Source organism: Burkholderia sp. Bp8991, assembly GCF_003853795.1.
Classification (GTDB): domain Bacteria; phylum Pseudomonadota; class Gammaproteobacteria; order Burkholderiales; family Burkholderiaceae; genus Burkholderia.
Window position 1 is genome coordinate 86,207 of sequence record NZ_QTQJ01000003.1, and the last position, 18,213, is coordinate 104,419.

18 protein-coding genes are annotated in these 18,213 nt (G+C 68.2%); 5 read left to right on the forward strand and 13 right to left on the reverse strand.

What is annotated here, in order from left to right; translation table 11 throughout:
* Nucleotides 1-69: 69 nt before the first annotated feature.
* From DIE02_RS04155 to DIE02_RS04180, 6 genes are all read right to left on the reverse strand, one after another.
* Entirely contained in the window at nucleotides 70-399 is a 330-nt protein-coding gene (locus DIE02_RS04155) for a DUF4148 domain-containing protein (RefSeq protein ID WP_124484862.1), read from the reverse strand.
* Between the two features lie 295 nt (nucleotides 400-694).
* Nucleotides 695-1,570, reverse strand: coding sequence for a PilZ domain-containing protein (locus tag DIE02_RS04160; RefSeq protein WP_124484863.1), 876 nt, complete (start codon nucleotides 1,568-1,570; stop codon nucleotides 695-697).
* A 78-nt stretch (nucleotides 1,571-1,648) separates the two neighbouring features.
* Nucleotides 1,649-4,189: a penicillin-binding protein 1A gene (locus DIE02_RS04165; RefSeq protein ID WP_185702573.1), complete on the reverse strand. Its 2,541-nt coding sequence runs from the start codon at nucleotides 4,187-4,189 to the stop codon at nucleotides 1,649-1,651.
* Between the two features lie 196 nt (nucleotides 4,190-4,385).
* The gene (lhpH, locus tag DIE02_RS04170) at nucleotides 4,386-5,393 is read right to left on the reverse strand and encodes a trans-3-hydroxy-L-proline dehydratase (protein WP_124484865.1); all 1,008 of its coding nucleotides are present in this window, start codon (nucleotides 5,391-5,393) and stop codon (nucleotides 4,386-4,388) included.
* Nucleotides 5,394-5,453: 60 nt separating this feature from the next.
* Complete coding sequence (locus DIE02_RS04175) at nucleotides 5,454-6,575, reverse strand: branched-chain amino acid ABC transporter substrate-binding protein (protein ID WP_124484866.1); 1,122 nt, start codon at nucleotides 6,573-6,575, stop codon at nucleotides 5,454-5,456.
* Nucleotides 6,576-6,696: 121 nt separating this feature from the next.
* A complete protein-coding gene (locus DIE02_RS04180; protein ID WP_124484867.1) occupies nucleotides 6,697-7,434 on the reverse strand; it encodes a FadR/GntR family transcriptional regulator in 738 nt (245 codons plus the stop codon).
* A 262-nt stretch (nucleotides 7,435-7,696) separates the two neighbouring features.
* Here DIE02_RS04180 and lhpI point away from each other — a divergent pair, with 262 nt between their 5' ends.
* The 3 genes from lhpI (at nucleotide 7,697) to DIE02_RS04195 (ending at nucleotide 10,021) form a co-directional block, all read left to right on the forward strand.
* The gene (gene lhpI, locus DIE02_RS04185) at nucleotides 7,697-8,632 is read left to right on the forward strand and encodes a bifunctional Delta(1)-pyrroline-2-carboxylate/Delta(1)-piperideine-2-carboxylate reductase (protein WP_124484868.1); all 936 of its coding nucleotides are present in this window, start codon (nucleotides 7,697-7,699) and stop codon (nucleotides 8,630-8,632) included.
* A 184-nt stretch (nucleotides 8,633-8,816) separates the two neighbouring features.
* Nucleotides 8,817-9,224, forward strand: a complete 408-nt coding sequence (locus tag DIE02_RS04190; protein ID WP_124484869.1) for a response regulator transcription factor — start codon at nucleotides 8,817-8,819, stop codon at nucleotides 9,222-9,224.
* Between the two features lie 17 nt (nucleotides 9,225-9,241).
* Nucleotides 9,242-10,021 carry a helix-turn-helix domain-containing protein gene (locus DIE02_RS04195; RefSeq protein ID WP_044843072.1) on the forward strand — a complete coding sequence of 260 codons (780 nt, stop codon included), beginning with the start codon at nucleotides 9,242-9,244 and terminating at the stop codon, nucleotides 10,019-10,021.
* Nucleotides 10,022-10,041: 20 nt separating this feature from the next.
* On the opposite strand, the gene DIE02_RS04200 is transcribed toward DIE02_RS04195, so the two are convergent.
* The 6 genes from DIE02_RS04200 to DIE02_RS04225 form a co-directional block, all read right to left on the reverse strand.
* Nucleotides 10,042-10,395: a metal ABC transporter ATPase gene (locus DIE02_RS04200; protein WP_124485073.1), complete on the reverse strand. Its 354-nt coding sequence runs from the start codon at nucleotides 10,393-10,395 to the stop codon at nucleotides 10,042-10,044.
* A 168-nt stretch (nucleotides 10,396-10,563) separates the two neighbouring features.
* On the reverse strand, nucleotides 10,564-10,803 hold the full coding sequence (locus DIE02_RS04205) for a UDP-glucose 4-epimerase (protein WP_124484870.1): 240 nt from the start codon (nucleotides 10,801-10,803) through the stop codon (nucleotides 10,564-10,566).
* Between the two features lie 16 nt (nucleotides 10,804-10,819).
* The gene (locus DIE02_RS04210) at nucleotides 10,820-11,095 is read right to left on the reverse strand and encodes a DUF1488 domain-containing protein (RefSeq protein WP_124485074.1); all 276 of its coding nucleotides are present in this window, start codon (nucleotides 11,093-11,095) and stop codon (nucleotides 10,820-10,822) included.
* 117 nt (nucleotides 11,096-11,212) lie between these two features.
* Nucleotides 11,213-11,611 (reverse strand): DUF488 domain-containing protein, encoded by a 399-nt coding sequence (locus DIE02_RS04215; protein WP_124484871.1) that lies wholly within the window; start codon nucleotides 11,609-11,611, stop codon nucleotides 11,213-11,215.
* Between the two features lie 131 nt (nucleotides 11,612-11,742).
* A complete protein-coding gene (locus DIE02_RS04220) occupies nucleotides 11,743-12,945 on the reverse strand; it encodes an amino acid aminotransferase (RefSeq protein WP_124484872.1) in 1,203 nt (400 codons plus the stop codon).
* A 43-nt stretch (nucleotides 12,946-12,988) separates the two neighbouring features.
* On the reverse strand, nucleotides 12,989-14,374 hold the full coding sequence (locus tag DIE02_RS04225; protein ID WP_124484873.1) for an amino acid permease: 1,386 nt from the start codon (nucleotides 14,372-14,374) through the stop codon (nucleotides 12,989-12,991).
* A gap of 318 nt (nucleotides 14,375-14,692) precedes the next feature.
* On the opposite strand from DIE02_RS04225, the gene DIE02_RS04230 reads away from it, so the two are divergent.
* The gene (locus tag DIE02_RS04230; protein ID WP_044843065.1) at nucleotides 14,693-15,166 is read left to right on the forward strand and encodes an Lrp/AsnC family transcriptional regulator; all 474 of its coding nucleotides are present in this window, start codon (nucleotides 14,693-14,695) and stop codon (nucleotides 15,164-15,166) included.
* 48 nt (nucleotides 15,167-15,214) lie between these two features.
* On the opposite strand, the gene DIE02_RS04235 is transcribed toward DIE02_RS04230, so the two are convergent.
* The gene (locus DIE02_RS04235; RefSeq protein WP_124484874.1) at nucleotides 15,215-16,126 is read right to left on the reverse strand and encodes an EamA family transporter; all 912 of its coding nucleotides are present in this window, start codon (nucleotides 16,124-16,126) and stop codon (nucleotides 15,215-15,217) included.
* A 344-nt stretch (nucleotides 16,127-16,470) separates the two neighbouring features.
* Here DIE02_RS04235 and DIE02_RS04245 point away from each other — a divergent pair, with 344 nt between their 5' ends.
* Complete coding sequence (locus tag DIE02_RS04245; RefSeq protein WP_124484875.1) at nucleotides 16,471-18,144, forward strand: phospholipase C; 1,674 nt, start codon at nucleotides 16,471-16,473, stop codon at nucleotides 18,142-18,144.
* Nucleotides 18,145-18,213: the final 69 nt, after the last annotated feature.

An 18,213-nucleotide genomic window follows, 5' to 3' on the forward strand; every position in this document is an offset into this window, starting at 1 on the left:
TCGACATGAGTGCGGGCTTTTCGATACGGCTTTGCCGGCGGCCCGGAGGCCGCGCGGTGAACGGCTTGCTCAGTGACCGAAGTACACCGACGAACGATCAGCTGCGGCCGGCACGGTCACGCGCTGGCCCGACTGCGACGTCGCCGCCGGGTTCGCGCCGTAGCCCGTTGCATCAGCCTGCGCACCGGTGTTCTGGGCTGCCGCGATCTTCGCCTGTGCGGCCTGGATGTTTTCCGGATAGTTGATCCAGTCGTTCGGGTTGTAGCCGGCCTTTTCCAGCTGGGCCAGTTCGGCACGCACTTGCGCGCGCGTCAGCGGCTGCTGGTTCGATTGAGCGAACGAGACGACCGGTGCGGCCACCAGAGCGGCCAGTGCAACTGCCTTGATCAGCGATTTCATGATGCGTTACCTCCAGATTTGTCTTGTCAGGCGCTTCGGACTGGGTAGTCGTTGCGCATGAGTGAAAGTCTAGGCGGCACGGCTATCAGGGTAAATACTTAAATCGCAAATTCACTGTTGACCGAAACCGTACAATTGCCGCGCATTCGATCGAATCATCAGATGATTATGGCCGCAGCCGCAGCCAATAGGCTCTGCGCGCTCTCGCCCGGCTCGCGCGGTGCGGATCGATTCACCGGGCCGTGGACGACCGCCCAGCGGTTGCCACGTTTGCCCCGCTTCTCCGTTCGACACATCAGCGGACCTGCTCCGCCTCCACCGCCCCCGACGACAGGTCGAACAGCAGCGCCTTGAGGCGCATCCGGTCGGCGGCAGCGACTTCGTCGAACGCCGCGTGGTGAAGCGTCCAGCCCGACCCGGCCGGATCGGCATGCACCGCACGCACCGTCCCGTCGAGCGTCAGCAGCGCGACACGGTCCTCGTCCGCATACGGCAACTGCACGCGCAACGGCTCGCCGGCCGCCGCGAGCGGCCGGTCGAGCGCGATCGACAGTCCGTTCAGGCTGAGATCGCGCACGATCCCGATGCCGTCGGCCTGCGCCGGCCCGCCGGTGCAGCGGGCCGCGATCCGTACCGGCACGCGCGGCTCCGCGCGCGTGCGCAACCGGTCGACGAAGCCCGGCGGCGACAGCACCATGAACGGCGCGGCGCCCGTCGCCTGCACCGCTTCGACCGTCGCACCGAAGCGCGACACGGCCGACCGGCCGATCGCGACCGCCTCGACGTCGTCGCCGCGGGCAAACTCGAGCACGACCGCCGGCTGCGGCTCGACGAACAGCGCGCCCGATGCGCCGACCCCGATCAACCGGCAGCGCTGCAGCACGCGGGTCGCGCCGACCCGCCGCCGGATGCCGATCGCGGCGCCGGCCGACAGCCCCATGCGCGTGGCCGCCGGCACGGTGTCGTGCGCCGGCGCGGCAGGCTCGGCGTCATCGCGCCGGCGCACGGGCCGGAAGTGATCGAACAGGAAGTCATGCTGCGCGGGATCGTGCAGCGTCGTGCCGGCGGGCAGCAGCGCGGCGCCGCCGGCATCGTAGAGATCGAAGCCGAGCGGGACGCCGGCGGAGATGTCATCGCGCGCGAGCGCGACGTGATCGGTGATGAGCCGCATCGGAAAGGCGCGGAGCGACCGCGCGAGCTGTCGTGACAACGCTATTACGGCAGCCTCGCGCGGAATCTGAACGGCTCGTTACTCCGAACCGCTGGTCGCGTCGGGTGAAGCCGGTGTCGGCGCCGGCGTAGCGGAAGGCGCGACGGCCGGGGCGGAGCCGAGGCCGCCACCGATGTTACCCGGGCTCGTCGCGTTGCCGCCCGCCGCCGGCGGCTGCGCGACCGGCGGTTGCGACGCCGACAACGCAGCGGCCGACGCCGCCACCTCGGACGCGGGCACCCATTCCTCGACGATGCCGCCGGATGCCGCCTCGGGCGCCGACGCGCCGGATGCGGCCGACGCCGCGGCTGCATCCGCCTCCGGCTCGCGCTCGATACGCTGCGTCCTGACGGGCGCCGCCGCCTGCTTCGGCTCGGGCCCGAACCAGCCGTCGACCAGGTCCGTCACCCGTTCACGCACCGAAGCGAACCAGCCGGGCGACGGTTCGGTGTCGAATTTCAGCTTCGTGTCGACGATCCGGGCGCGCTGCGCGCGCTGGAAGAAGTCGCCGACGATCGGCAGCGCGCTGTGCGCGCCTTGCCCCCAGTAGTCGCTGCGCAGCGTCACGCGGCCGTCGTCGAAACCGACCCACGCGCCGGCCACCAGCCCGGGCTGCATCAGGATGAACCAGCCGTCCGCGTTGTCCTGCGTGGTGCCGGTCTTGCCGGCCACGTCGCCGCGAATGCCGAAGCGCGTACGGATGCTGCTGCCGGTGCCGCGCGTCACGACGCCGCGCATCACGTCGAGCAGCGTCTTGTCGGTTTCGGCGTCGAGCGCGCGCTCGGGCGGCGCCGGCGCGTATTCGGCGAGCACCTCGCCCCGGCGGTTCTCGATGCGCGTCACCATTTGCGGCTCGACGTACAGCCCACCGTTCGCGATTGTCGCGTACGACGCGACCATCTCCTTCAGCGTCACGGGGCTCGTGCCGAGCGCAAGCGACGGCACGCGCTCGAGCGGGCTTTCGCGCACGCCCATGTCGCGCGCGAACCGCGCCACGGCCGCCGGACCGACCTTCTCCATCACCTGCGCGGTGATCCGGTTGCGCGACAGCGCGACCGCGTCGCGCAGCGTCATCGGCTTGCCCGTCGGCGGCGCGTCGTCGCTCGGCCGCCAGATCTCGCCGCCCTTCAGCGGAATCTCGACCGCCTGGTCGATGAAGGTGTCGTCCGGCTTCATCCCGTTCGCGAACGCGACGCCATAGACGAACGGCTTGAAGGTCGAGCCCGGCTGACGCCGCGCCTGCGCGACGTGATCGAACGGCTCGTTCGTGAAGTCGCGGCTGCCGACCCACGCGCGAATCTGCCCGTCGCGCGGATCGATCGCGACGAAGCCGGCCTGCACGTCGGTCTTCGCCTTGCACAGCGCGCGCATGAAGCCGCGGTCGGCGGCGAGCTGCTTCATCGCGGCCGCATCGTTCTTGCCGGCGTCCTGCGCGGCCTTGTATTCGGGCGACTCGCGCATGAAGGTGCGGAACACCTCGTTGTCGGTGCCGCAGCCGTCGCGGCCGCTCCACGCATTGTTCGCGATGCCCTGCAGCTGGTTCGCCTGTAGCGTCAGCGCCTGGGTCGCCATCTGCTGCAGACGCGAATCGATCGTGGTACGCACGATCAGCCCGTCCGAATAGATGTTGTAGTCGTTGCGGTCGGCCCAGCCGATCAGCCATTTGCGCAGTTGCTGCGCGAAGTGCGGCGCGGGCCCCGGCGGCTCCTTCTGGCGCTCGAAGTCGATGCGCAGCGGCCGGCGCTGCAACTGCGCGAACTGCGCCGGCGACAGCTTGCCGTACTTCACCATCTGGCCGAGCACCGTGTTGCGCCGCTGCAGCGCGCGCTCGGGATTCAGCACCGGGTTGTAGTAGCTGTTGCCCTTCAGCATCCCGACGAGCGTCGCGCTGTCGAGCACGTCGAGCTCGTCGGCCGACTTGTCGAAATAGGTGCGCGCGGCCATCTCGACGCCGTACGCGTTGTACAGGAACGGCACCGTGTTCAGGTAGGTCTCGAGGATCTGGTCCTTGCTGTAGACGGCCTCGATCTTCAGCGCGGTGATCGCCTCCTTCACCTTGCGCGTGAGCGTCGGCGCGCGGCCGATCTCGTCCGGATACAGGTTGCGCGCGAGCTGTTGCGTGATCGTCGAGCCGCCCTGGCGGCTGCCCGAGAACGTATGGAGCGCGGCCGACGCCGTGCGCTTCCAATCGAGACCGTGATGCTCGTAGAAACGATGGTCCTCGGTGGCGATCAGCGCATCGACCATGTGCGGCGAGATCTGCTTGAGCGACACCCATTCGCGGTTCGACGGCTTGAATTCCGCCAGCACCTTGCCGTCGGCGGACAGCACCTGCGCCGGCTGGTCGACGCGCGCCTTGCGGATGTCGCCGATGCCCGGCGTGAACGGAATCAGCACCAGCACGTACAGCAGGAACAGCGCGGGCACGGCGGCGGCCGCGCGCAGCACGCCGCGGCGCGTCGGATGACGGAGATGGTGCCAGGCGCTGGCCAGGACACGCTTGACGAGCACGGCGGCAGCGGCCGCGACGGGTTGGGCGCGCGCGACCCATTTGGCACTGAGGTCACGCACTGACGACACGTTTCGGCGATTCACGCGGGTGGGGGATCTGCTGGAAAGGCTGCATCGTACCAAAACTCGCGCGGCCCACCGGCCGGCGGCCGTCCCGGGCCTGCGCGAACGGCGTCCGGGCGTGCGTTTTTACAACAAAAAAAGGCGCGCGCCCCGCAACGGGGCCGCGCGCCAAGCCTGGTACAACGGTGCCGTGCGCCGCTGCTCAGCGCACGAGAAAACCGTAGGTCAGCGGATCGCGCTCGTCGACGATCCAGTTCGCGAATCCGCAGATGTGCGCGCTGCCCTCCACTTCCGGGATCACGGCCGGGATGTCGCCGACCGTCGTCTCGCGCAGCACGCGCCCCTTGAACACGGTGCCGACGATCGACTCGTTGACGAGCGTGTCGCCGGCCGCGAGCCGGCCGCGCAGGTACAACTGCGCGACGCGGCCGCCGGTGCCGGAGCCGGTCGGCGAGCGGTCGACCTCGCGATCCGCGAACACGCAGCAATTTGCCTGCGTCGAGCCCGGATGGCGCGGCGCGTTCGCGATGATCGTGCCGTAGATATGGTTGATCTCCGGAATCTCCGGATGCACGACCGGATATTTCGCGTTCGCGGCGGCTTTCACTTCGGCGCCGAAGCGGATCAGCTTCTCCACGGCCGCCTCGCGCACCGGCAGGTCGAACGGCGCGCCGTCGACGTAGAAATAGAACGCGCCGCCATACGCGATGTCGCCGGTCACGGTGCCGAACGACGGCGTGTCGACCGACACGTCGCGCTGCCAGATGAACGACGGCACGTTGACGAAGCGCACCGGCCCCGCGTGCTCGCCGTCCCATTTCACGAACGCCTCGATGAAGCCGCATGGCGCGTCGATGCCGACGCGCGTCTCCGGTACCGTGCGCTGCACCCAGCCGAGCTCGACTGCGGCGGTCGACAGCGCGATCACGCCGTGCCCGCAATGGTCGCTGTAGCCTTCGTTGTGCACGAAGATCACGCCGAAATCCGCGTTCGGCGACACCGGCTCGGTCAGGTAGCCGCCGTACATGTCGGCGTGGCCGCGCGGCTCGAACATGAGCGCGCGGCGGATCTCGTCCGCGTTCTCCTTGAGCCATGCGCGGCGCTGGACGATCGTGTCGCCGGGCAGGCGCGGCAACCCGCTCGTGACGATGCGGAACGCTTCGCCGCCGGTATGAACTTCGACGGTGGAAAGGGATCGGGAAATTTTCATGAAGATCGAATGCGTGAAGACGAACGACGGCGCACCGGCGCCGTCGTTCCGGTAACGGTTTTACTTCGCGTACGGTTCGGGCAGCCCGTTGCGGATCACGTAGACGCTGGTCGGCGCGCCCTTCAGGTCGCCGTGTTCGTCGAACGAATAGGTGCCCGCGACGCCCGCATAGTTCGACTTCGCCAGCTGCGCGATCAGCTTCGCCTTGTCGGTGGTCGTGCCGGCCTTGACCATCGCGTCGGCGAGCAGCTTCATGCCGTCGTAGTAGTTGACGCCGTAGACCTGCGTATCCGTGTGATAGGTGTCGTGGTACTTCTTCAGGAATTCGCGGCCGGCCGGCGTCTTCTCGAGCGCGACGCCGCCCTGCGCGCAATAGACGATCGACGCGGCCTCGCCCGCGACCTTGCCCATGTCGGCCGAGCAGATGCCGTCGCCGCCGAGCAGCTTCGCGCGCAAGCCGCGCTGCTTCATCTGCTTCGCCATCGGCGCGCCCTGCGCCGCATAGCCGCCGAGGAAGATCACGTCGGGATTGCTGGCCTTGATCTTGGTGAGAATGCCGAGGAAATCGGTGGCCGACGAGTTCGTGTACTCCTGGTCGACGATCCTGATCCCGTTCGCCTTCGCGACGTTCATGAACTGCTCGGCGACGCCCTGCCCGTACGCGGTGCGATCGTCGATGACCGCGGCGGTTTTCGCGTTCAGCGTCTTCGCGGCGAAGGTCGCCATCGTGCCGCCGAGCTGTTCGTCGCTCGCGCCGATGCGGAAGATGTTCTTGAAGCCCTGCCGCGTGAGTGCCGGGTTCGATGCGACCGGCAGCATCGGGACGCCTGCGTTGCTGTACACACGCGATGCCGGGATGGCGACGCCCGAGTTGTATGGCCCGAGCACCGCGACCACGCCCTTGTCGACCAGGTTCTGCGCGACCTGCACGCCCGCTTTCGGGTCGGCCTGGTCGTCGTCCGACACCAGCTTGAACGTGACCGTCTTGCCGGCCACCTTCACGCCCGCCTTGTTGAGCTCGTCGACGGCGAGGCGCGCGCCGTTTTCATTATCCTTGCCGTTCGCGGCCTGCGGGCCGGTGAGCGGCGCGGAATGGCCGATCATCACGACTTCCTGCGCGTGCGCGGCGCTCAGCGCGCCGGCGGCAACGGCCACCGAGAGCGCGGTAACGAAGTGTCGCATGGTGTCTCCTGATTGGTTTTGTGTGAAACCAATGTAGGACACATGTGGTCACCATGCAAGCAATTTCAAAAAGTTTTTTGCGATTCTGGTCATTTTTTAGACCAGAGCGAGGTGGCGCGCATTACTTCGGCGTGATGTCGCGACGCACGCGAAGAATGTGCTGCTCGACATAGAACGCGGCCGCATCGGCGTCGCCGGACACGATCGCCTCGTAGATCAGCCGGTGCTCGGACACGTAGAGCCGGATGCGGCCCGCGTCGTAGATGCCGTCGTCCTTCAGCCGCTTCCACAGCGGCTGGTCCATCGTCTTCGCGACTTCGTCCGCGATCTTCACGATCAGCGCGTCGCCGGTCATCAGCGCGAGCTGCCGGTGGAACAGCCGGTCGCTCTCGTTCCACAGCGCGCGCTGCTGCGGATCGTCGATGTCGGAGACGGTTTCCATCTGTGCGAGATAGCCTTCGGCGACGGGATCGGCGCGACCGTGCGCGGCCGCGAGGCGCGCGATCGCGGGCTCGAGGATGAGCCGCACGTCGAGCGTCGACGTCGGGCTGAAGTCGGCATCGGGCGCGCCTTCCGGGTCGCCGCGCTGCGCGAGTACGTCGAGCGGCGCCGGCACGACGTAGGTGCCCGAATTGCGCTTCGTGAACACGAGCCCTTCGTTCTGCAACGCGCCCAGCGCCTCGCGCACGGCCGGCCGGCCAACCTGGAACAGCGCCGCGAGCTCGCGCTCCGACGGCAGCCTGGAATCGGCCGCGTAGCGCCCCGCGCGAATCTCGTCGCGAATCCTTTCGGCGACCTGTTCGTAGATCTGCAGCGGCCGGAAACCGGCTTCGAGCGATTCGGGACGTGCGGACATCATCTGGGGCTCCTGCCCGGTCGGGTGGGGGATCGGGAATGCGTCGCACTATACCGGAGCGGTACCGGCGCCGGTGCGCGCGACGCCCATCTGGACGGATATTAGAACCAAAATCGGTCGTCCGCTGGCTTTTCCGGCTTGCCGGGTGGCCGGAAACTGGTATAGATTTGATCCAGACCGCCTGCCACCGCGACAGCCGGCCGCCTCCGTGGCGAGCGCGCGATGCGCCCGTCTCCCACGCCCACCGCCCCAACCGACCGACACGATGACCGCCCTCTCCCGGATTCCCTCTTTCGACGCCGCCGAAACGGCCGCGCTGCTCGACTACCCCGCGCTGCTCGCGACGCTCAGGCACACCGTCGCCGAATACGCGGCGGGCGAGATCGTCAGTCCCGAACGCCTGGTCGTGCCGCTGCAGGCCGGCGGCGTGATGCTGTCGATGCCGTCGAGCGCGCGCGACCTCGCGAGCCACAAGCTCGTGAACGTGTGCCCCGGCAACGGCGCGCGCGGGCTGCCGACGATCCTCGGGCAGGTGAGCGCATACGATGCGACGACCGGCGAGCTGCGCTTCGTGCTCGACGGCCCGACGGTCACCGGGCGCCGCACGGCGGCCGTTACCGCGCTGGGCATCCAGGCGCTGCACGGCGCCGCGCCGCGTGACATCCTGCTGATCGGCACCGGCAAGCAGGCGGCCAATCACGCGGAAGCGCTCGCGGCGATCTTTCCGGACGCGCGCCTGCACGTGCGCGGCTCGCGCGCCGACAGCGCGGCCGCGTTCTGCGCCGCGCACCGCGCGCAGGTGCCGCAGCTCGCGCCGCTCGACGGCGACGCGATTCCCGATGCGATCGATGTCGTCGTCACGCTGACGACGAGCCGCACCCCCGTCTATCGCGAAGCAGCACGCGAAGGCCGCCTCGTGGTCGGGGTCGGCGCGTTCACCGCGGATGCCGCCGAGATCGACGCCGATACCGTGCGCCACAGCCGGCTCGTCGTCGACGATCCGGCCGGCGCGCGCCACGAGGCCGGCGACCTGATCGTCGCGCAGGTCGACTGGCAGCAGGTCGCGTCGCTCGCCGACGTGCTGCGCGGCGCCTTCGCGCGCGGCGGCCCGCTGCTGTTCAAGACCGTCGGCTGCGCCGCATGGGATCTGGCCGCGTGCCGCACGGCACGCGACGCGCTGGCCGCGCGCCGGCACGGCTGACTCGACGGCGGCGGCGACCGGCAACCCGCCGACCGCACCACGCACGCCAGCCAGCGCGGCTCGGGCGTCGCCGCCGCCTTCCCGTACGCGTTGTAGGAATTGCCCTACAACACGTCGAAGCGGCCTACACAAACTTCCAGTTCAGCCGATTTCATTTTTGGCGGCGCAACACGATACTGCCGGCATGAATGCCAGCCTGTCACCCGCCGTCGCGCTCAGGGTGTTTCTCGTCGATCACGCCATCGCCGTCCGGCAACGGATCGCGCTGCTCGTCGGCGCGATCCGCGGCGTCGCGGTCGTCGGCGAAGCGGAAGACGGCCAGGACGCGTGGATGCACATCCGCAGCAGCCACGCGGACGTCGTGATCGTCGACCTGCGGCTCGCGGACGGCAGCGGTCTCGATCTGATCGGGATGCTGTCGAAGGCCACGCCGCGCGTCGTCACGATCGTGCTGACGAACCACTCGGCGGCGGCATTCAGAGAGGCATGCGCGGCGGCCGGCGCCGATTATTTCTTCGACAAGACCGCCGAATTCGACGCCGCATGCCGCGTCATCGAATCCCTGGTGCACGCTCGCGCGCACCACCCCTGATCGAGCCGGAGTGACTCATGTCTACCGCCACTGCCTGCGCCACCGCCCCGCCCGTCGCGCCTCGTCCAACGACTCCGCTTCGTGCGGTCGCGCGCACCGACGCCGTCAAAACCCCGGCCGCGCGCTGCTCGGGCTGCGCGATGCGCTCGATGTGCCTGCCGCCCGACCTGACTGCGGACGAGTACGGCCGCCTCGACGCGATCATCTGCTCGACCCGGCAGGTTCGCCAGGGCGACGCGCTGTTCCGCATCGACGACCCGTTCCACAGCATCTATGCAGTCCGTGCGGGCTCGTTCAAGACGGTGATGATGCATCGCGACGGCCGCGAGCACGTGACCGGCTTCCAGATCGCCGGTGAAACGCTCGGCATGGACGGCATCGGCAGCGGCCAGCACTGCTGCGACGCGATCGCGCTCGAGGACAGCGTCGTGTGCATCATCCCGTTCGGCGCGCTCGAGGCGGCGTGCCGCGAGATGAAGCCGATGCAGCATTTCCTCTACCAGATGCTGAGCAGCGAGATCGTCCGTGAATCGAGCCAGATGCTGCTGCTCGGCACGATGTCGGCCGAGCAGCGCGTCGCGCAGTTCCTGCTGAACCTGTCGGCGCGATTCGAGGCGCGCGGCTATTCGGCATCGGAGTTCAACCTGCGGATGACGCGCGAGGAAATCGGCTGCTATCTCGGCATGAAGCTCGAGACCGTCAGCCGGATGTTCTCGCGGTTCCATCGGGATTCGCTCGTCGAAACGCGCGGCAAGCGCGTGCGGATCCTCGACGCGCAGGCGCTCGCGCAGGTCTGACGCCCGACGCGCGGCCGGCGTCATTGCGCGGCCGCGCCCGTCGTGGCCGCATGCAGCGCGACCGCCTCGGGTTCGCCGGCCTGCCAGGCGGACAGCGCCTGTTCGGCTTGCGCGAACACGCGCTGTATCGTCTCGTTCACGTCGTCGCCGCTGCTGCCCGGCAGCACCGTCGGCGCGCGATCATGCATGAGCAGTTCGAGGCGTACGTCGTAGGTCCGGCCGCCGTCGCCGGTCGTGCGCGACTCGATCGCCAGCAGGCATTCGTCGAACCGCGCGCGGAATCGTTCGAGCCGCACCAGCTGCGCCCCCGCTTCGCCTTCGAGCGCGGCGGAACCCGCGAATCCGACGCAGACGATCTGCATGCCCACGCCCATGTCGTTCCTCCTGACGCGGTCGCCGCTCGTCGACCGGATTGCCTGCCCCATGTTTCCCTGTCCCGCCGCCGTGGAATCCGCCCGCACGCATGTCGCGCGGCGCGATGACGGACGCGGCGATCACTGCCGCGGCAGCATCGCCTCCGCGCCGCGCCGGCGCGAGGCGGTTCACATGCTGAACGTCTGCGACGCCTTCATTTCGATCCACGTCATCCCGGCCCGCAACCCTTCGATCGCGGCCTCGTGCTCCGTGGGATACGCATGACTGTGCTCGAACGTGTGGTGAAAGCGCGCCGGGCCCGCGCCGTGCTCGACCGACACGCGGCAGCGGAACTCGCCGGATTCGCACTGTCGCGTCTCGATCTCGACCGACCAGTCGCGTTCATGAATCGTGCCTTGCAGTGTCATGCCTCCTCCTGCGGAATCAGCCGTCCATCCGGAAGTGACCGCTGTGCAGCAACACCGGCCGGCCGCCGATTTCGTCGAGCATTTGTCGTGCCTTCGCCTCGATCGCCGACCGGTGCGCATCGAACGCGTGCAGCAAATCCCGCTCCAGCAGCGACGGCGCACCGAAATGGTCTTCCAGTGCTTCGGCCGTGATCGCGCACTGCACGCAGCGGCCGTCGACCAGCGCCGAAAACGCGACGACCAGATCGCGCGCGCAATATTCGGGCGGTTCGGGTGGAAAGGCAATCTGCATCTGTCCGCCTTCATCGTCGGGGCAATTCATGACATGAGCATAGCGGCCCGCGGCACCGCACGCTTGACCCACGTCAACCGGTTCGCTGCGCCGCACGAAGCGACGCCCGACGGGCGCTCAGCCCGCTTCCGCGTCGATCGCCGCGCCGCGCTCCGCCAGCAGTTCGCGCAGCACGCTGCGATGGCAGCGGCGCTCGTCCTCGCAGTAGCAGCCGATCGAGAACGCGCTCGTCGCCGACAGCGCGGCGAGCAGGTCCAGCACCTTCGGTGCGTCGCCGTGCGCCATTTCCGCGCGGAAGTGGCGCGTGAACGCACGCCATTCGGCATCGGTTTCGGCCGCCTGCGCCTGCGCGACCAGCTCGGGGCTCGGCGACAGCGTCGGCAGCCACACATCATAGTAGTTGCGCGATGCGAATTCCGCCTTGGGTACCCCGCGCGGCGGCCGCCGCACCGTGCCGATCCTCAGGCCCTCGCCCGCCGCGCGCGGCGTGCCGAGCCGTACGATTCGAATTGCCATGCCGCTCCTTCGTCTTGCGTTCGATCCGCCATCGTACCGCCGCGCCGCCGCCGCGCAAGAAAAAACCGGCTGCCTCCGCGGGGGAGACAGCCGGTTCATGCGATGCGATCGGGCGCCCGGGGGCGCGCCGGTCAGACGCCGCTCTTCAGCACCTTGCCGATCGCATCCGCGACGATGCCGACGTTCGAATCGTTCAGCCCCGCGACGCACATGCGGCCCGAACGCAGGATGTACACGCCGTGCACTTCGCGCAGCGCGTCGACCTGCGATTCGGTCAGGCCCGTGTACGTGAACATCCCGCGCTGCTTCACGTAGCGCGTGAGGGCTTCGCCGCTGACGTAGTCGCGCAGGCCGTCGTGGATCGACTGGCGCATCCGCGCGATCCGGCGGCACATCGCGGCGAGTTCCTCTTCCCACTGCTTGCGCAGCGCGGGCGTGTTCAGCACGGTCGCCACGACCTTCGCGCCGTAGGTTTGCGGGTTGCTGTAGTTCGAGCGCACCGCGCCGGCCAGCTGGCCCAGCACGCGCTCGGCCGCGGCCGCATCGTCGCAGACGACGCTCAGGCCGCCGACGCGCTCGCCGTACAGCGAGAAGTTCTTCGAGAACGAGTTCGCGACGAGCGCCGGCACGCCGCGGCGGGCCAGTTCGCGCACGGCGAACGCGTCCGCGTCGAGGCCCGCGCCGAAGCCCTGGTACGCCATGTCGACGAACGGCAGCAGCCCGCGCGCCTCGATCACGTCGATCAGCTTCTCCCACTGGCCTTCGTCGAGATCGACGCCGGTCGGGTTATGGCAGCACGCGTGCAGCAATACGATGCTGCGCGCCGGCAGCGCGTCGATCGCCGCGAGCATCGCGTCGAACTTCAGGCCGCCCGTCGCTTCGTCGTAGTACGGGTACGTGTTCACCGTGAAGCCCGCGCGCTCGAAGATGAAGCGGTGGTTTTCCCAGCTCGGGTCGCTGAGCCACACCTGCGCGTCCGGGAAGTAGCGCTTCAGGAAATCGGCGCCCACTTTCAGCGCGCCCGAGCCGCCCAGCGTCTGCACGGTCGCGATGCGGCCGGCCGCGCGCGCCGGATGATCGGCGCCGAACACCAGCGCCTGCACGGCGTCGCGATACGCGGCGAGGCCGACCATCGGCAGGTAAGGCTTCGGGCCGAGGTCGCGCTGCAGCGCGGTTTCGGCTTCGCGCACGGCCCCCATCACGGGAATCCGGCCTTCGGCATCGAAATAGATGCCGATGCTCAGGTTGACCTTCTGATCGCGCGGATCTTTCTGGAAGTTCTCGTTGAGCGTCAGGATCGGATCGCCCGGGTACGCGTCGATGTGTTCGAACATGGCTATGTCGGTCTCGTTTGGAAGAATGGTCGGGATGCCCGTGTCAGCGCGCGGACGCGCCATCGCGCATCACATAGTCCGCATTCTTCTGACGGAAGCGATACCCGACCGCGAGCACCGCGAGCCATACGGGAATCAGGTACACCGACAGGCGGAGATCCGGCGTCAGGTACATCACGACGAGAATGCCGGCCATGAACGCCAGGCACAGGTAATTCGTGAAAGGATAGCCCAGACTGCGGAACGAAGTCTGCTCTCCGGCGATGCGCTTGGCCTGGCGGAACTTCAGGTGGATCAGCGTGATCATCGCCCAGTTGATGATCAGCGCCGACACGACGAGGCCCATCAGCACCTCGAACGCCTTGCCCGGCATGAAGTAGTTGACCAGCACGCACGCGCCGGTGGCGAGCGCCGACGCGCCGAGCGCGGCGAGCGGAATGCCGCGCTTGTTCACCGAGCACAGCACCTTCGGCGCGTTGCCCTGCTTCGCGAGGCCGAACAGCATCCGGCTGTTGCTGTACACGCCGCTGTTGTAGACCGACAGCGCGGCCGTCAGCACGACCACGTTCAGCACGTTCGCGACCAGGTTGCTGCTCAGCGCGTGGAAGATCAGCACGAACGGGCTGCCGCCGGTGACGACCTTCTCCCACGGATACAGCGACAGCAGCACGGCGAGCGCGCCGATGTAGAAAATCAGGATCCGGTAGATCACCTGGTTGGTCGCGCGCGGAATGCTGTGCTTCGGATCGTCGGCCTCGGCCGCGGTGATGCCGATCAGCTCCAGTCCGCCGAACGAGAACATGATCGCCGCCATCGACATCACGAGCCCCGACACGCCGTTCGGGAAGAAGCCGCCGTGCTGCCACAGGTTCGCGACGCTCGCTTCCGGCCCCGCATGGCCGCTCGCGAGCAGCCAGCCGCCGAAGCCGATCATCCCGACGATCGCGGCGACCTTGATGATCGAGAACCAGAATTCCGTCTCGCCGTACGACTTCACGCTCGCCAGGTTCAGCAGGTTGATCGCGACGAAGAACACCAGCGCCGACACCCAGGTCGGCACGCCGGGCCACCAGTACTGCACGTAGATCCCGACGGCCGACAGCTCGGCCATGCTGACGAGGATGTACAGCACCCAGTAGTTCCAGCCGGACAGGAAGCCGGTGAAGTGGCCGACGTACTTGTCGGCGAAATAGCTGAACGAGCCGGCGACCGGCTCGTCGACCACCATCTCGCCGAGCTGGCGCATGATGAAGAACGCGACGACGCCGGCCACCGCGTAGCCGAGCAGCACGGACGGGCCGGCCATCTTGATCGTCTGCGCGATGCCGAGGAACAACCCCGTGCCGAGCGCGCCACCGAGCGCGATCAGCTGGATGTGCCGGTTCTTCAGCCCCCGCTTCAGGCCGTCCTTCTCGTTTCCAGAAACCATGTCTTCTCCATTTTGCCCGCCTCCGCCGGAAGCGGTGCGGCGCGCCTCGGTGTGCCGGGCGCTGTTTTGCTGTGCCGGCGGCCGTTCGTGGAGCCGCCGGGTTGGGGACTGCAATCTTCGCGTGGCGACCCCCGATTCCTGTCGGCAGGCCCACCAGACCGGCCACCGACCGTCGCTCTCGCCGCCTTGCTGCAGGCGCACACGAAAATCCGGCGTCAGTTTAGCGTCGCGACAGCGAAATCGGGTTGCGTAACCGGCTCATGCAAACCCTACATTATGAGATAAGATTGCGCCCGGGAGACAGATGAGGAAACAAAAATGCCTGAACCGGTTCTCGATCGCATCGATCGCCATTTGCTGTCGGTGCTGCAGGAGAACGGCCGTGCGTCGAACCTCGACCTGGCGAAGGCCGTCGGCCTGTCGCCCGCGCAGACGCTGCGACGCCACCGCCGGCTGGAGGAGATCGGCGCGATCCGCCGTTACGAAACCCGTCTGTGCCCCGACACGCTCGGGTTCGGCGTCACCGCGTTCGTGCACGTGACGATGGAGCGCGGGCATATCCGCGACCTGTCGAAGTTCCAGAAACTCGTGTCGGATCTCGCGCAGATCCAGGAGTGTTTCTCGGTGACGGGCGATATCGACTACGTGCTGAAGGTCGTCGCGCGCGACCTGAAGGGGCTGTCCACGTTCCTGCTCGAAACGCTGATGCGGATTCCCGGCGTGAGCGGCGTGCATTCGAGCGTGTGCCTCGACGAGATCAAGTGCACGAGTGCGATGCCGGTGGAAGGCTGATGCGGCGCCACGCGACCGGCGGGGCGATGCCCGGTTCGGCAGCCGCGCTCAGCGCACCGCCTCGAACGCGCTGATCAGCAACGCCCCGCACGCAATCACCAGACACCCGCCGGCGCGACGCGGCGTCAGCCGCTCGCCGAGATAGACGCGCGCGATCAGCGCCGCGAACACCACGCTCGTTTCGCGCAGCGCCGATACCGGCCCCATCGGCGCACGCTCCATCGCCCAGATCACGATCCCGTATGCGAGCGCCGCGCACACGCCGCCGCATGCGGCCTTCGCCGTTTCACCGACATCCTGCGCGAGCCGCAGCGGCCCCGCCCGCAGCCGGTAGTACGCGGCCATCAGCAAGCCGGTCAGCACGAACATCCACGCCGTATAGCCGACCGTGCTGCCGCTTTCCCGCACGCCGATCCCGTCGACCACGCTGTACGCGGCGATCGATACGCCGGTGGCGAACGCAGTCGGCAGCACCTGCGTCATCCGGTGCCGCGCGCCGCGTCCGCGCTCCAGCCCGATCGTCATGATGCCGGCGCAGATCAGCACGAGCCCGCCTTGCGCACCCGCGTTCAGGCGCTCGCCCGCGAACGCCGCCGCGCCCAGCGTGACGAGCAGCGGCGCGGTGCCGCGTGCGACCGGATACGCGACGCTCAGGTCGCCGTGCTCGTAAGCGCGCACCAGCAGCAGCGTATAGACGACGTGGAGCACCGCCGATGCGACGACGCAGGCCCAGCTCGCGGGCGTGATCGGCGCGGCGGCCGGCAGGAACAGCAGCGCGAACAGCCCGATCGCGATCTGCAGCACCGTGGCCGAGCGCAACCGGTCGCCGCTGCTGCGCACGAGCGCATTCCACGACGCATGCAGGAAGGCGGCGCACAGGACGGCAAACAGAACGGGAATCGGCACGTTGAGTACTCGCTGACGGCCGGCAACGCGAAATCGTCGCCGCGGGCCAACCATCGTATGAATGCGTCACACGATTGTCAAAAAAAGAACGCGGCCCGGCACCCCGCGAACCGGCCCGCCGCGCGCTGCCGCCCGCCCCGCGCGGCATGCACGACCGTGACCGTGCCCGCCGCCCAATGTGTCGCCCAGGTTGCATCCGCGTGGCCCCTTTCCGCTTTCTTTCGCGCCGCGTCGCGCCGTAATGGAATCGATACCGCGGCGCAACCGTCGCGAAACCGGTCCGCCCCCATATCTTCATACCGAACTGCTTCAATGCCGGTGCTTTATCGCGTTCCGCGCCGGACCGACACGGCGACGGGGTCGATCTTCACCGTCGAAAGCCTACCTGGAGTTTCCCGATGTTCCGTCAAGCCTTGCTCGTCACCGCCTGCGCAGCCGCGGCGCTTGCGCTGTTCGCCTGCGGCGGCAGCGACGATCCCACGTCGACGCCCGCCGTGTCGTCGCAGGACGCGCTGCAGACCGCCACGCCGATCAAGCACGTCGTCGTGATCTACGGCGAAAACGTGTCGTTCGACCACTACTTCGGTACCTACCCGAACGCGTCGAACCCGTCCGGCGAACCGGCCTTCAACGCGAAGCCCGGCACGCCGGCGATCAACGGGCTGACGGGCACGCTGCTCACCGCGAACCCGAACTTCACGAACACGGCCAACGGCACCGACGCCGCGAACCCGTTCCGCCTCGACCGCACGCAGGCCGCGACCGCCGACCAGAACCACGCGTACACGGCCGAGCAGCAGGCCGAGGACAACGGCCTCGCCGACCTGTTCCCGAAATACACCGGCAAGGGTTCGTCCGGCGGCGCCGGCGCATTCGGCACGAAGGGCCAGGTGATGGGCTACTTCGACGGCAACACCGTGACCGCGCTGTGGAACTACGCGCAGCGCTTCGCGATGAGCGACAACGCGTACACGACGGTCTACGGCCCGTCGACGCCGGGCGCGCTGAACGTCGTGTCGGGCCAGACCAACGGGATGCAGATCGTCAAGACGTCGAAGCAGCCGTCGACGCTCGCCGCCACCTCGTACTACATCAACGACGGCCAGGGCGGCTTCACGATGATCAACGACGTCGACCCGGGCTTCGACGTGTGCTCGAGCACGACCGACCAGGCGATGATGAGCGGCAAGAACATCGGCGACCTGCTGAACGGCGCGAAGATCACGTGGGGCGGCTTCATGGGCGGCTTCAACCTGTCGACGACCAACAGCAACGGCACGACCGGCTGCAGCCGCAGCACGGTCGCCACCGCCGTGAACGCCGCGACGACCGACTACATCCCGCACCACAACTGGTTCCAGTACTACGCGTCGACCGCGAACCCGCAGCACACGCGCCCGAGCGCGGTCGCGGCGATCGGCTCGAGCTTCGAAGCCGACGGCAAGACGGCCGAACCGGCGAACCACCAGTACGACACCGACGACTTCTTCGCGGCCGTGAAGGCCGGCAACTTCCCGTCGGTCAGCTTCCTGAAGGCGCCGGCCGCGCAGGATGCGCACGCCGGCTACTCGGATCCGCTCGACGAGCAGGCGTTCGTGACGAAGGTCGTCAACTTCCTGCAGCAGCAGCCGGACTGGCAGAACACGGCCGTGATCGTCACCTATGACGACTCGGACGGCTGGTACGACCACGCGTACACGGCACCGACCCGTGCGTCGTCCGACGCGGTCGACCAGGTGAACGGCAACGGCAAGTGCGGCTCGGGCGGCACCACCGGCGTGAACGGCGGCACGGTGAACGGCCGCTGCGGCCCGGGTGTGCGCATCCCGCTGGTCGTGATCTCGCCGTACGCGAAGCAGAACTACGTCGACCACACGTTGATCGACCAGGCGTCCGTCGTGCGCTTCATCGAGGACAACTGGCTCGGCGGCCAGCGCATCGGCGGCGGTTCGTTCGATGCGACGGCCGGCGACCTGCGCGGGCTGTTCGACTTCTCGTCGAAGCCGAACACGACGCCGCTGTATCTCGATCCGGCGCAAGGCACCGTGCTGAGCGCGGCGCCGTCGATCTGACCGGCATCGCGTAACCGGCAGAAGCAAAGTAGTAGGCCGGCGCGTCGTGCGCCGGCCGTTTCCATTTGA

Bases quoted from the DNA above. Each gene is read 5' to 3' on its own strand.
- DIE02_RS04155 (WP_124484862.1), bottom strand. From the start codon at position 399: ATGAAATCGCTGATCAAGGCAGTTGCACTGGCCGCTCTGGTGGCCGCA.
- DIE02_RS04160 (WP_124484863.1), bottom strand. From the start codon at position 1,570: ATGCGGCTCATCACCGATCACGTCGCGCTCGCGCGCGATGACATCTCC.
- lhpH (WP_124484865.1), bottom strand. From the start codon at position 5,393: ATGAAAATTTCCCGATCCCTTTCCACCGTCGAAGTTCATACCGGCGGC.
- DIE02_RS04175 (WP_124484866.1), bottom strand. From the start codon at position 6,575: ATGCGACACTTCGTTACCGCGCTCTCGGTGGCCGTTGCCGCCGGCGCG.
- DIE02_RS04180 (WP_124484867.1), bottom strand. From the start codon at position 7,434: ATGATGTCCGCACGTCCCGAATCGCTCGAAGCCGGTTTCCGGCCGCTG.
- lhpI (WP_124484868.1), top strand. From the start codon at position 7,697: ATGACCGCCCTCTCCCGGATTCCCTCTTTCGACGCCGCCGAAACGGCC.
- DIE02_RS04190 (WP_124484869.1), top strand. From the start codon at position 8,817: ATGAATGCCAGCCTGTCACCCGCCGTCGCGCTCAGGGTGTTTCTCGTC.
- DIE02_RS04195 (WP_044843072.1), top strand. From the start codon at position 9,242: ATGTCTACCGCCACTGCCTGCGCCACCGCCCCGCCCGTCGCGCCTCGT.
- DIE02_RS04200 (WP_124485073.1), bottom strand. From the start codon at position 10,395: ATGGGCGTGGGCATGCAGATCGTCTGCGTCGGATTCGCGGGTTCCGCC.
- DIE02_RS04205 (WP_124484870.1), bottom strand. From the start codon at position 10,803: ATGACACTGCAAGGCACGATTCATGAACGCGACTGGTCGGTCGAGATC.
- DIE02_RS04210 (WP_124485074.1), bottom strand. From the start codon at position 11,095: ATGCAGATTGCCTTTCCACCCGAACCGCCCGAATATTGCGCGCGCGAT.
- DIE02_RS04215 (WP_124484871.1), bottom strand. From the start codon at position 11,611: ATGGCAATTCGAATCGTACGGCTCGGCACGCCGCGCGCGGCGGGCGAG.
- DIE02_RS04220 (WP_124484872.1), bottom strand. From the start codon at position 12,945: ATGTTCGAACACATCGACGCGTACCCGGGCGATCCGATCCTGACGCTC.
- DIE02_RS04225 (WP_124484873.1), bottom strand. From the start codon at position 14,374: ATGGTTTCTGGAAACGAGAAGGACGGCCTGAAGCGGGGGCTGAAGAAC.
- DIE02_RS04230 (WP_044843065.1), top strand. From the start codon at position 14,693: ATGCCTGAACCGGTTCTCGATCGCATCGATCGCCATTTGCTGTCGGTG.
- DIE02_RS04235 (WP_124484874.1), bottom strand. From the start codon at position 16,126: ATGGTTGGCCCGCGGCGACGATTTCGCGTTGCCGGCCGTCAGCGAGTA.
- DIE02_RS04245 (WP_124484875.1), top strand. From the start codon at position 16,471: ATGTTCCGTCAAGCCTTGCTCGTCACCGCCTGCGCAGCCGCGGCGCTT.